Here is a 13,211-nt window from a genome sequence, read left to right on the forward strand (position 1 = left end):
AGCGGATTCAGGCAACTTGTGTCGATCTGGATTGCTTGACGCTGGAACGATCCTTGCGGTCGGGCCTTTTGGAACTTTTCACGTGGGGCAGGCCGAATGTGCAGCCGCGTGAGGTTATGTGCTGTACGAAATCGTAAGCAGTATCGTACTGGTGTTCGGCGACTTTAAGGGTGCTGTGCATTGGCGTGTCGGCTGGATCCGCGGTAATCACTTGGGCGTCGATCGATTTCTTGTTAAGGAGTTTGAGGAGACGCTCAAGCAACTCTCGATCGTCACTTTTAGCGATTGTGATATATTTCGGGTGGTTGTTTTTCATAAAGCCCCCTGGCAAAACAGATTCTTAGTGCGGTTTTATCCGCATTTGCTGGCAGGTTATACGAGGGGGTGGGGGAAGTGGTTCGATAAATTTGGGGGATTCCCCGATGACATTATGCTTGCTGAAGTGCAATAAAGTCTGAATTTTTTACTATATATTGCTTGCAATGGCAGCATTAGTTGGGTAATTTATGCGAACATCGACATTTTTGAGCGGTCAGGTAGCTCAGTTGGTAGAGCAACGGATTGAAAATCCGTGTGTCGGCGGTTCAAATCCGCCCCTGACCATGATCATAAGCCTTTGTAAGCAAAGTACTTACAGAGGCTTTTTCTTTTGGCCTTTCCTCTTCTTTTCGTGCCCTATAACCTTTTTTATAACTTTTGTTATGGGTCAAGGAGCACTGAAATGGCTAAAGCGAAGAAGAATCACAATCTTCCGGGGGCAATCTACAAGAACGGCAATCGCTGGTGGTGGAAGGTTCAACTGCCTGGCGAGGACAAGTTGAGGTCGCGGCCTTTAAAGCCGTTCGGGTCTTCACTAGCGACTAAGGACCATTGTGTGGCTGTGGAATGCGCGAAGGTGCTGATGGCCAAGGCTGTCTTCGAATCACAACAGGATCCAGAAGAACGGATCGAGAATATTGCCGAGCTCTGCAAGGCCTATATGGCTCATGCACGGGAATATTACAAGAAGGCAGACGGCAGTCCCGGCAAGGAAGTAAAGCAGATCGAGTACTCAATCAAGCCCCTTGTTAACCGTTTCGGCAATCTGTCAATTGATGAGTTTGGTCCGTTGAAGCTGGTGGAAGTTCGTGAGCAGATGATAGGACGAGGGTGGTGCCGGAATCTCATTAACCAGCGGGTGGGCAGACTCAAGCGAATGTTTAAGTGGGCCGTTAGTCGGGAGATCGCATCTTCGGTACTGTATAATTCTCTGGCGACAGTTGAGGGATTGAGGAAGGGCAGGACGGCCGCCAAGGAGAGCAGGCCAATCAAGCCTGTCAGCGAGGATCATGTTCACAAGAGCCTGCCTTACATGACCAAAGTTGTTGCAAATATGGTCGAACTTCAGTTGTTGACGGGGATGCGTCCTGGGGAGCTTGTAATCATGAGACCCTGTGACATCGAAAAGAGTGAGGATATTTGGCATTACTGTCCGGAAAGGCATAAGAATGATTATCGCGGCTTCAAGCGAATAATTTCTATAGGACCGCGTGGACAGGAAATACTGAGACCATACCTGCTTAGATCGCCGGAGGCTTATTGTTTTTCACCAGCAGAATCGGAAAGGCAAAGGTTGTCTAAATTGCATCAAGAGCGAAAAACGCCGCCTGGTTATGGTAACAGGCCAGGCAGTAATCGCAGGCCGGAGCCGAAGAGAAAGCCCGGTGAGTGTTTCACCAGCGGAACTTATGGCAATTCGGTTAGAAAGGCTGTTAAGGCGGCCAGGCGCGACGTAGAAAAGCGGGGCGGTGATCCGGACAAAGAGCTTCCCAAGTGGACGCCGTATCAGCTACGCCATACCGCGGCGACAAAGGCTCGCAAGCTTTTCAACTATGAGACTGCTGGTGCGTTGCTGGGTCATTCTAATATGAGTGCAACTCAGATCTATGCCGAGCGGAATCAGGGGCTGGCGGATATGGCGGCTCAGAAGTTTGGCTGATATTCGATTTTCAGTAGAATCAAGAACTGAAAAGATGTGACCGGATACTGCGCTTTGATGTTATCTAAGCTTACTCACATTTTTGAGGGCGGCCTTAAGCTTCTATGTCTTTTTTGAACTGGATGCAAAAAGAAATTCACTGAGGTAAATGCAGGGGTATTACTGGGGCAGAGGTTAAGCCGGCAAGGTGTGGACACGATTCTATTAACCGGCAAATGGATAAGCAGGAAATATCCGAAGTTCGATTCATTGGTTGATTGTGCCTGATTGTCCATACCTCGTCCATGCCTGTCCACACATTAGGTATGGACAGAAAATCAGGAGTTGAAGTATTACCAGCCATGTTTTTTGTTTGTCGTCCATACCGTCCATGCTTTCTTGCAATAAAACGGCATAGAATAGTAAAGATCACAAGAGGGGTGTAAATATGTGTGTATATAATAACAAAGGGAAAAAGGTATGGACAGTGTGTCCGGTCCGGTCAGGGCTCGGGAGTGGCACTAAGGTGGTGACGCTTGGAGACGTTACCTGTGTGTTTTGATGTGAGATTAGGCCCAGATTTCGCACAAGGTTGTTTTTCGGCCGTTTTGTCACCACCTTGTCACAGCCTGTCACAACGTTTAGTGGTGACGTGAAAATGGCCTTTTGGGTGGTATCAGGAGTGCTTCCATCCCTCTGTCACCACTGTCACCAGGTTCAAGTTATAAAATAGCATACGAAGAGAAATGTTACTAAAGGGCGTGGTGTATGTGTGTATAAAAAAACAATAGGGCAAAGGTGGTGACACGGTGACACTGGTGACAGGCTGCGAGATGGCGAATCGGTAGAAATTGAGTCAGGGTTGTCCTTTGGACCTGTAAATGCTGTTTACTGCGAATCTGTGTCTTTGGGATTATCTGCGTTTATTGATTTTGTCAGGTCCGCAGAGGACCAGTGTGTGTTGTGGCTTGAGGCAGCTTATGGCTGCAGGACTTGGTCTCACCACATGTATCTATTCTTTTTTGGAGATACGCTTAATGACTTGCAGGCTTTTTTCGTGCCGGTTACAGATGAGTCTATGACTAATGAGGTGAGACACATTAGCCAGGTACTGTCGGGTGTTATCAAGCAAATTACCAACGGGCATTCAAACATAAGGACACATGTATGAACAAAGTAGATCATATACGAATTCCTGCACAAGTTTTTAAACTGCCATTAAAGGGCTTGTGCGAAACTTGCATTATGGGCCTTGTCTACAGCTTCAAAAAGGACGGATTGCGACTATCGAATGCACAGATGGCACGGCTGCTGAATACAAGTTGCAGGACGGTCGAAAGAGCGGTTTCTAAACTGCGAAAACGTGGTCTTATCGAAAACAAAAATGACGTGCAAGCTGTTCGTTGCCTGGTTGCGGTTACCGACATAGAGTCAATGGAGCTACCGACATCAGGTGCCGACACGAAGTCGGGGGTCCCGACTTTAAGCACCGACGACATGCCGGGAGGTACCGACGTAGTGGTCGGTCAGGCACCGACATCAAGCACCGACACAGCGTCGGGGGTACCGACGTGCAGAGGGGTAAATACCGACGTACATGTCGACCATAAAGAAGAAAGAATAGAAGAAGAAGAGGAAGAGTGCTCTTCGGGGGTTCGGCCGGTGGAGTTTATGGACTACTGGAATGCCAAGGACAACCTCCCCAGAATCAGGGCTTTCTCAGACCAGAGGCGAAGCAAATTCAAGGCTCGGATGGCGGAAGGATTGTTCGCCGAAAACTGGCAAGAGTTGATAGACATGGTTTCCGGATCATCGTTCCTCACAGGCAAAAACGATCGGAACTGGAGAGCCGATATTGACTGGCTTCTGAAGAACTCGACCAATTACGCCAAGGTACTGGAAGGAAAGTACAACAACCGTAATGCACAGACTAAACCCTCAGACAGCAAAGACAAGAACATTCCATTCACACCGGAGCAGGAAGCGGAATTCCTTGCAAAGCATACTCGTAAAATCTCAGAGGCCGAAGCTGACAAGCTGTTTCGGGAGATCGGGCTGACATGAGCGTAATCGAGCAAAGGAAGACAGATGTCTTGATGAATTCTGGCAGTTGAACGAAGGCTAAAGCGGCGAACTGCATGAGTCGATGCGTTGTATGATCCGCTGAACGGTGCTGTGATGCCAATTGGTCTTGTCGCGGCAGTTAATGCCAGCTTCCTGCAGTTCTCGGCAAATAGCACGCAGTGACAGGCCTGATTCTTTCATTGCGATGATCTGCTGGATGACCTGCTGTTCTGTTTCGTGTTCGATCAGTCGGCCGGGGTTGAGCGGATCGACTGTGAAACCATATGGCGGGTGTTTGCTCATGCGTTTGCCGTTGGCCTGGTGGCGAAGCATGGCAGCTTTGGTGCGGGCGGCTATTACCTTGCGTTCGTACTCTGCCAGGGTTTGGAGAATCTTGCGGATCAGCCAGTCTTCATCGTTGTCCGACCATGTACCCTCACCTGATATGCTGACGATCGATGCGCCTTTCTTTTTGACTGTGCGTTCGATAATGTCGCTGAGGTAAACGCTGCGGGCCAAGCGGTCCAGGCGATAGACCACAAGGCAGTGACCACGTTTGAGAGCATCCATTGCAGACCACAGGCCAGGTCGATCTTCGTCTGATCCTGAGAGGGCTTTGTCGTTGAATTTTGCTACGATTTCAAGGTTGTTGTTGATGCAGTAGTCAGTGCAAAGGTCGAACTGGGTTTCGATGGACTCACACTGATCTGCGTTTCGCCTGGGTGAGAATCTGGCATAGAGAATTGCCTTGCGAGTTGATTGGGATGGTTGGCTGATCATGCCTGTAAGTGTATCAGAATGCATCGAGAGCGGCAATAGCTAAAAGGTAAATTCACGATCTTTTTATGCTTAGCTGTTATGGCCATGTCTTGTGATAACTCAAGTCGGCGGGTTGCTGGCTCACGCGCGCGAGGCGATGACGGATTGAATTTGGTCTTTCGGTCGGCCGATCAGATCGTTTTGGCGTGGTGGGTTCCCATCACACCAGCTGTTGGCCGCTGTTGTCGCAGGCGGTAGGGGAGCCAGGGCGATGACACTGCGAAACGGTTGGACGTTCTCGCGCGCGACGCGCGAGGGACAACAAATAAATTTTCGCGGTGGGACTCCTGCCGACTCAGATCCGAACCACACCCCCGCCCGGCCTGCCGCCGGGACTCCTACTTAGGTCGAAAGCCGCGATACCATTTTTCAAAAAAAGTTTTCAGGCGGTTTGACCAAATCTTTCGTGCCGTAAAAAATTGCATTGTGGAAACTAAAGAACAATTCAAAAAACGGTTAAAGCGTGAAGGTCGTTGGGATGAATTTATCAAACTTCGTGAAGGACTTAAACGAGATGAACTCAGCCCTAAAGAAGCATGGGCAAAGGCTCGTCGAGAATTTGAGCCGGACTTTGGAAACCAAGGTTTGGATGCAACAGTTGCTGATCTTTCTGATGGCGGGGATTCTGGGCTGGATAGCGGGGACGGTATTAGCAGAGATATTTATCAAAACAGACCGAACGTCACAGCAAGAGCAGTTGTCCAGTGGGTCTTCGACCATATCGACGTTGCGGATGTCAGACCAGAAGACGCACCCAGCAGCGGAGCGTGGAACTTCCTTCAGCGGGTGCGGACTTATCCCGAGCTTCTCAAGGAGTTCTATCGAAGTATCTCACAATGGTCCAAAACAAATATTTTGGACAGCACCGCTAACCATTCTATTGGTGAAGATGCCAAAACCGAGCAACAGGTTCGACTGGAGATGTCGAATCGTTCTGCAACGGAATTTGATGGCCAGATACTTGTACATGCAAAATTTAGCTGATTTTTTGATTTTTCGTGCGGACTAAACGCTTGTCGGCGCTATATGACATTGAGAAAGATGCTAATCAGTATAACGGGTGACTTCGAATGACATCTGAAAATAAAAAACTCAATTGGATAAATGGGGATGAAGTGCCCGAATCCTCTTCAGGTGAAAAGGATGCGACATCTTGTTATTTTCGGTTGTTAACACAGAATTACCGGAAAATATACTCATACATACTTACGCTTGTGCCCAGCCGTTCAGATGCGGACGACATAATGCAGGAAACCGCCACTGTTATGTGGACAAAGTTTTCCGAATTTAAGGAGGGAACCAATTTTGCCGGTTGGGGAATACGGATTGCCTATTTCCAAGTGCTTTATTTTTACCGCAAGAATAAAGCAAGGCCAGTCCAATTTCCCGCAGATATTCTGGAAAAGATGGGGGCTGCAGCTGAAAAAAAGTCTGGTCAGAATGAAGAACTTCTGAAGACACTGCGAGAATGTGTGGAACGTTTGGATGAGAGAGACAGAAAACTTTTGCAGATGAGATATGAACAAGGGATGGCTCCAAAGAACCTCGCCGAATTTTTGTCAAAGCCGGTCAAAGGGATTTACCGGAGTATGTCTCGAATTCACAATACACTCGTTATGTGCATTCGTCGCACACTTGCTGCGGAGGAATCACTTTGAGACATGACAACAAATTTTACGTTTATTTAAGTGAGCTTATACTAGATTCGCTAGAGGGCAATATAAGCTATCAGCGAGGGAATGAGCTGACTGAAATCCTTTCGCGAGATGATGAGTGTTTGGCGTACTACTACGATTTTATCAGAGTATATGCGGGTCTGTCTTTGGAGGGTAAAGTTGGGGACTTGTCAGAAGCCGACCGGCCGGAGCTGAATCCATACGTCTGGCAGGAACTGGCTAAAGTTGAGAAGACTGCGCCTAAGATTGATGTGCCACAGAGTTTCGAGCAGAGTGAATATGACGGTGTTTCTCAGAGCAAAAATAATATACCCGAAGCTGATTCTCTACGAGAAGTGTCGCGATGGAGCCTGTATACTGCTGTTGTTTCCAGTGCTGCCCTTCTTCTCATTCTTATTCTGGTCTTGTTGACACCAGCAAAACCACCAATTGTAGCTTATCTGGACGGTAGTGTTGATGCGGTCTGGGATCAAAGCGTGGATACCCCTGAATGGGATGGGGCGATAAGGGCGAAAAAATTGCAACTCAACGAGGGGCTGGCACGAATCACTTTTATGGGCGGTGCAGACATTGTCCTGGAAGGACCAGCGGTCATTGAGCCAGTCTCTCAAGACAAGCTGATTCTCAGTTCAGGCAAGCTTGCAGCTCATGTCGATCGCCAGGCGGTGGGCTTTTCAGTAGAAACGCCGGCGGGAAAAATACTTGACCTTGGGACCGAATTTGGAGTTGAAGTAAGTGAATCCGGCGGCACTGCGGTAGGTGTCTTCCAGGGCGAAGTTGCACTGTTCCCTTCCCAAGCTGATAAGATAAACATAAATTCTAGTGAAGCCCTGTTAGTGGATAGAACGGGTTTTATTCGCAAGGCTGCATGCAGCGAGATCGACTTTGTACGTAATGAAGAGTTCAACGCGAGAATTCTGGCCAGCAAGGGGGATTCTTACGGCAGATGGCTTGCTCACTCTTACCAACTGAGACGTGATCCGGATCTGGTAGCACATTATGATTTTCAACGCGAAGAATCAAGGCCTGAAAAACTGATTAACCGTGTAACTAGTGCTAGTTCAGTTGCGTTAAATGGGGGGCTTGGCACTTCCGGTTATTCTAAGCCTGAATGGGTAGATGGGCGTTGGGCTGGCAAAACGGCTTTAAAGTTTAGCAAGGATGAAAATGATGCCGTGGTTATCCCATCGGATCCCCTGTTGAATATCGCAGGCCCCATCACGATACTTGTTTGGGTCAAATGCCCTGATATTGCCAAAGGAGGGCACATTATATCATGTCGAAATCCTAAGGATGTCAGTTATCAGTTTGCCTACTTTGGAAAAGAGCACATTGATAGTTCTCAGCGAAACCGCTTACAGTTAATCAGATACTCGAAAGGTGATCCAGAAGGGGCTTATTCCGACCCGCCTTTGTTTATTGGAGACCATTGGAGGTGCCTCGCAGTGACGCATGATGGTACGGAGGCAAAGTTCTATATAGATGGAGAACTGTACAGTGAACACGACTTTGCTTTTTCAGGTCCTTCTGCTGATGCTGAAATGATCGTGGTCGGCAACGTAATTGATGTCCCTTATTCGGAATCAAAGTTCAATGGAATTATTGGCGAAATTGCAGTGTTTGATCGTACTTTGCAGGCCTACGAGATTGAGCAGTTTTATCAAATGACAAAGCCCTGAGGATGGGCCTAACGTATTTTTATTTTTTTGTTTGGAGGTTAATGATGATTGGAAAGAAAATGTTGTTAAGTGCAGTGTTGCTTGTTTGTGCAGCAGGTTTAACCCAGGCGGGAGTTACTTATGTGGATGCGGATCTCACTAATACCACTCTTGCGGACGGCACAGCTGTGAATGTGACGACAAGCGGCAGTGCAGCAACGGCAAATGATCAGTGGCATGTAAGGACCGGATTTGGTAATGGTTCCGATGTTTTTGCTTCTCATGCCGATTCGGACAGCCCTGTTATTGTGACTGCAATCAACGGGCTCGTTGCTGGGGAGACCTATTCTGTGTCATCTTATTTTTGGGTTGCTGGTGACGGAACCCCAGGAGGCAATCAGGAATGGGATATGTCTGCCGGTTTGAGTGAGTCAGGAATAGTTGGCTTTCGTTATGGCGATGCAACACAGATAACAGACAGCTCGTACTTTGATTCCTCTGTAATGCTCAGCGAGGGAGATCGAAGGCTTTTTGAAGCTTCACTCGGTACGGCGGTTGCCAACAGTGCCGGTCAGATACAGGTTTTTGTGAGTGACCTTCCTGGAAATGATGACAGGACCTGGTATGACGGTGTTGGTGCTTCTGTAGTTCCTGAACCTGCAACGCTTTCGATTCTTGGTCTGGGCGGTCTTTTGATTGCTCGCCGCAGGCGAAGCGCTTAGTTTCGGCAAAGGCAATGAATTCATGTCGGGGCTTATTGCCCCGACATTTTTAGAGTTTTTTCGGGAGCATATTGATGAAGACAAAAGGACTAACGGCAGTGTTCGCGTTTTTGCTGATCCTGGCTGGTATAAGCAATGCGGCAGCTACATATGTGGATGCGGATCTTACTAATACCACTCTTGCAGACGGCACAGCTTTGAATGTTACAACGTCTCCTGTGAACCCGGAAGACGTGACTACAAGCGGCAGTACGGCAGCAGGAAATGATCATTGGCATATCAGAACTGGCTATAGTAACGATTCAGATGTTTTTTCGTCGATTGAGTCATCGGACAGCCCAACTCTTCGCACCACAATTACCGGTTTGCAGGCCGGGGGACTATATAAGGTATCTGTATTTTACTGGGTGGCTGGTGACGGAACCCCGTTTGGCAATCAGGAATGGGATATTTCTGCCGGTTTGGATGAAACAGACATAACTGAGTATTTCTGGGACGGCGGAATTGAGGTTACAGACAGTTCATACTTTGACTCCAGTGTCTTGCTCAGTGAAGGAGATAGAAGACTTTTCGAGATAAAACTGGGCACCATTATGGCTGACAGTACCGGCGAAATCCAGGTGTTTATAGATGACCATCCAGGGAATGACGACCGGACTTGGTACGACGGCGTTTCCTTTGAAGTGAATACCAGTGCATCTATGCCAACGCCTGAATCCGGAGCTGACAATGTGAGTGAGGACGTTGTTATTAGCTGGTATAGCGGTTTCGGGGTTGATGTTGCGAGTCATGAAGTCTATTTATCCCTTCCTAATGACCCTAATGTTGGTACTGCATATACAGCTTCTATTCAGGATGACGACAGTGGAACGGCTTCATACAATCCCGGCGGTCTCCAGAGAGATGCAGTATACACCTGGCGTGTAGATGAAGTATTGGCAGATGATACTGTCGTACAAGGAAGCGAGTGGACATTTGAAACTCTTCCATCGGTTCCTCAGATCACCACTCAGCCTGCCGATTACGTCTCTGTACAACCTGGTGAGGATGCTCAGTTTTACGTTGAGGCAACTAATCCGTTTACTAATGATTCAACAGGTATGACATATCAATGGTATCATGACGGTGATTTGATTAGCGGCGCAACAAGCTCTACTATGACGCTGCTTGACGTGACTGATTCTGATCATGGCGAATACAATTGCATTGTTACGATTACAGACAACGGCGCTTCAACACCATCTGATGCAGGCCTGCTAAATATCGAGAGACTTGTGCAATACCACAGCTTCGATAGTTCATTGGCTGATATGGCGGGCGTAAATGACGGTATTTATCTTACTGTTGACCCAAATTCGGCCAGTACAGTTAACTATGGAGTTGGATTTGCTAATCAGGCTCTGGCGCTGGATAGTCAGGGTTACGTGGATCTAGGTGTTGTTGGCTGTCCCAGGGCAGGATTGGGCCTTGAGAACGGAACGGTAGAATGCTGGGTAAAAACAACTTCCGCCGGTACTGTTATGGGTGTATTTGAAGATGAACCTCAATATTACACGACGGCTTTCCGCTTAGAAGTCACTGCCGATGGATCAGTAAGCTGTCTGGTCAGGGATGCGGATCCGACTTCGACAGAGGCAGCGGCTGGACAAATAACGGATGGAGAATGGCACCATATTGCAGCTTCATGGCAGACTTCTGATCAGGGTGGCGGCATGACCATCTATATTGATGGTGCTGTTGCCGGCGCTTCGACTGTAAGCGGGGTGTCCAATGAATTCAATCCATGGACCTACGGTTTGTTTGTTGGTGCGGTAAACTCTCGCGGCAACGTTGCCAATCCCTTTAATGGCTTGCTTGATGAATTGAAAGTTTACAACTACAGTATGACAGCTGAGCAAATTGCTGAAGTCTACTACCAGTACACGGGTATAGCGACTTGCGTAAATCCACCTGCAATGGATCTCACTGGCGACTGTGTCGTAGATATTGCCGACATGGCAGAATTTGCCGGATCCTGGCTTGATTGTGGCCGTGTACCATCATGTAACTAGATATATTATCTAAGCTTTAACAATGAGCCTCGTTGCGGCGAGGCTCATTGTATTTATTCAGTGTGCGTTTTTCGGCGTACGCCCTGTTGTCGATGTGTGATTTTTTTGTATTTCGGAGATATGTGAAATGAGAACCAGCGTCTTAGTCATGCTATTTTTTGCTTTTGTGTTAGCGGGAGAGGGTTACAGTGCACCTTTGACTTATGTGGATGCTGCAATATCAAATACAACTCTTGCGGATGGCACAGCGTTGAACGTGACGACGTCTCCTTTAAATCCCGAAGACGTGACGACAAGCGGCAGTAGTGCAACAGCAAATGATCACTGGCATGTCAGAACTGGCTACGCCAACAATTCAGATTTATTTGCTTCCAGCGCTGGATCGGCCAGTCCGTTGCTGCGTACGACAATATCGGGGCTTGCTGCCAACGAACATTATACGATATATGCGAACTATTGGGTGGCGGGCGACGGGACGCCAAATGGTAATAATGAATGGGATATCGCTGCTGGTCTGAGTGTGGATGGAATGACGGAGTATTTGTGGAATCAGGGGACTCAGATAACGGACAGCTCATACTTTGACTCTGCTGTAATGCTCAGTGAGGACAACAGGAGACTATTTGAGATAAAACTGGGCACTGTCAGTGCTGACAGCTCTGGTCAAGTCCAGGTTTTTATTGATGACTTTCCAGGAAATGACGACAGGACCTGGTATGATGGCGTTTCATATGGGGTGCCTGAGGGCGAGTGTTTGAATCCGCCAGTTGCAGATATTGACGGCAACTGTAAAGTTGACTCAGCCGATCTGCAGGCATTTGCTCAGCAATGGATGTCTTCCCGTTCTGGCGCAGAGGCCCAAGCTGGTTCGCTTTACAGGAATGTTTCTGACAACGGTGCATGGTGCTGGTTCGCTGATCCAAGAGGCATGTATCGTAACGGCATAATGTATGTTAGTTTTGTAACTTCTCATGGCGATATTCAAATTGTGACTTATGACAGCTCAACGGGAGATAAGGACGAGACTACACTTCGTTCAGGGCTCCAGGTTGACGACCATGCCAATCCGGCACTTAATTTTTTGCCGGATGGGCGTTTGATGGTGTTCTATTCAAAACACAGCGGTCCAAACATGTTCTTGCGCGTTTCGGTGAACCCGGAAGATATAACTCAATGGGGGCCAGAGCGATCGTTGGATCTCAATCAAACAAGCTGGGGTTACTGTTACCCTAATCCGGTTCAACTTTCTTCCGAAAATGACAGACTTTATCTATTCTGGAGAGGTGATTCTTGGAATCCGACTATGTCATGGTCAGATGATGGTGGTCAGAGCTGGGTCCAGGGGCGGAATGTCATACTGAACCCAAACCAAAGGCCTTATGTTAAGATAGACTCTGACGGCACTGAAAGAATACATATTGCATTTACAGACGGTCATCCAAGAAACATATCCACCAATAGTATTTATTATATGTGTTATTACAACGGCAACTTTCATCAAGCTGACAGTACGTTGATTGCTAATATGTCTTCTTTGCCAGTAGCTCCGCGAGATACTGAAGTGGTCTACGACGGCAGGGTCAATAATGTAAGGTCCTGGATTTGGGATGTCACCTCGGATGAAAATGGGTACCCGGTCATAGTATATGCAACCCTGCCGGCCGAAAACGATCATCGTTATCGCTACGCACGCTGGAACGGCAGTGAATGGATCGATAATGAGATAGTTGCTGCAGGGCCCTGGTTTCCTCAAACACCTGAAGGGCAGAGCGAGCCGGAGCCCCATTATTCAGGCGGCGTGATTCTCGACCATAAAAATCCTTCGATTGTGTACCTTAGCAGGCAGATCAATGGCATTTTTGAGATAGAAAAATGGTCAACAGATGACCAGGGGCGTACCTGGACAACTAAAGCCATAACTGCGAATTCCGAAAAAAATAACGTGCGGCCCTACGTGCTGCGCAACCGTCCCGAAAACCAATCAGGGCTATGCTGGATGTATGGTGACTATGTTTATTATACGAATTACAACACTTTGATTAAGACAGATATAGTTGATGTTCCAGGCGATTTCAATAACAGCGGCAGGGTTGATCTAGCTGATTTTTCAGAGTTGGCTTTGAATTGGCTCGATTGCGGGCTATATCCAGTTTCCTTTTGCAGCGAATAGTTTTTCACAGGATTAATCTTTAACTGGAAGATATTGCAAAAGTCATACTTGTTTAAGATAGATGTTTTTGGGGACAGCGCCGATAAGCTCTGGT

General features: G+C 47.7%; 10 protein-coding genes and 1 tRNA gene. 9 read left to right on the top strand and 2 right to left on the bottom strand.

Annotated features, from left to right (window positions below; all coding sequences use genetic code 11):
• Nucleotides 1-7: 7 nt before the first annotated feature.
• Complete coding sequence (locus STSP2_RS05800; RefSeq protein WP_146660741.1) at nt 8-316, bottom strand: hypothetical protein; 309 nt, start codon at nt 314-316, stop codon at nt 8-10.
• A 214-nt stretch (nt 317-530) separates the two neighbouring features.
• On the opposite strand from STSP2_RS05800, the gene STSP2_RS05805 reads away from it, so the two are divergent.
• The 3 genes from STSP2_RS05805 to STSP2_RS05815 all read left to right on the top strand — a co-directional run bounded on the left by STSP2_RS05805 (nt 531) and on the right by STSP2_RS05815 (nt 4,021).
• Nucleotides 531-603, top strand: a tRNA-Phe gene (locus tag STSP2_RS05805).
• Nucleotides 604-721: 118 nt separating this feature from the next.
• Nucleotides 722-1,978, top strand: a complete 1,257-nt coding sequence (locus tag STSP2_RS05810; RefSeq protein WP_146660743.1) for a tyrosine-type recombinase/integrase — start codon at nt 722-724, stop codon at nt 1,976-1,978.
• A gap of 1,146 nt (nt 1,979-3,124) precedes the next feature.
• A complete protein-coding gene (locus STSP2_RS05815; protein WP_146660745.1) occupies nt 3,125-4,021 on the top strand; it encodes a helix-turn-helix domain-containing protein in 897 nt (298 codons plus the stop codon).
• A gap of 57 nt (nt 4,022-4,078) precedes the next feature.
• Here the strand turns inward: STSP2_RS05815 and STSP2_RS05820 are convergent, their stop codons facing one another.
• Complete coding sequence (locus tag STSP2_RS05820) at nt 4,079-4,825, bottom strand: recombinase family protein (protein ID WP_146660747.1); 747 nt, start codon at nt 4,823-4,825, stop codon at nt 4,079-4,081.
• A gap of 441 nt (nt 4,826-5,266) precedes the next feature.
• On the opposite strand from STSP2_RS05820, the gene STSP2_RS05825 reads away from it, so the two are divergent.
• The 6 genes from STSP2_RS05825 to STSP2_RS05850 all read left to right on the top strand — a co-directional run bounded on the left by STSP2_RS05825 (nt 5,267) and on the right by STSP2_RS05850 (nt 13,117).
• Entirely contained in the window at nt 5,267-5,824 is a 558-nt protein-coding gene (locus STSP2_RS05825) for a hypothetical protein (protein ID WP_146660749.1), read from the top strand.
• 86 nt (nt 5,825-5,910) lie between these two features.
• Nucleotides 5,911-6,498: a sigma-70 family RNA polymerase sigma factor gene (locus tag STSP2_RS05830; protein ID WP_146660751.1), complete on the top strand. Its 588-nt coding sequence runs from the start codon at nt 5,911-5,913 to the stop codon at nt 6,496-6,498.
• Nucleotides 6,495-8,195 (top strand): LamG-like jellyroll fold domain-containing protein, encoded by a 1,701-nt coding sequence (locus tag STSP2_RS05835; RefSeq protein ID WP_146660753.1) that lies wholly within the window; start codon nt 6,495-6,497, stop codon nt 8,193-8,195. Before STSP2_RS05830 ends, STSP2_RS05835 begins: the two co-directional genes overlap by 4 nt.
• A 44-nt stretch (nt 8,196-8,239) precedes the next feature.
• Nucleotides 8,240-8,896 (top strand): PEP-CTERM sorting domain-containing protein, encoded by a 657-nt coding sequence (locus tag STSP2_RS05840; RefSeq protein ID WP_205848010.1) that lies wholly within the window; start codon nt 8,240-8,242, stop codon nt 8,894-8,896.
• Nucleotides 8,897-8,970: 74 nt separating this feature from the next.
• Nucleotides 8,971-10,947 carry a LamG-like jellyroll fold domain-containing protein gene (locus tag STSP2_RS05845; protein ID WP_146660757.1) on the top strand — a complete coding sequence of 659 codons (1,977 nt, stop codon included), beginning with the start codon at nt 8,971-8,973 and terminating at the stop codon, nt 10,945-10,947.
• Between the two features lie 127 nt (nt 10,948-11,074).
• Nucleotides 11,075-13,117, top strand: a complete 2,043-nt coding sequence (locus STSP2_RS05850) for a BNR-4 repeat-containing protein (protein ID WP_146660759.1) — start codon at nt 11,075-11,077, stop codon at nt 13,115-13,117.
• Nucleotides 13,118-13,211 lie beyond the last annotated feature (94 nt).

Origin of the sequence: Anaerohalosphaera lusitana, from assembly GCF_002007645.1 — a bacterium.
GTDB classification, from domain to species: Bacteria; Planctomycetota; Phycisphaerae; order Sedimentisphaerales; family Anaerohalosphaeraceae; genus Anaerohalosphaera; species Anaerohalosphaera lusitana.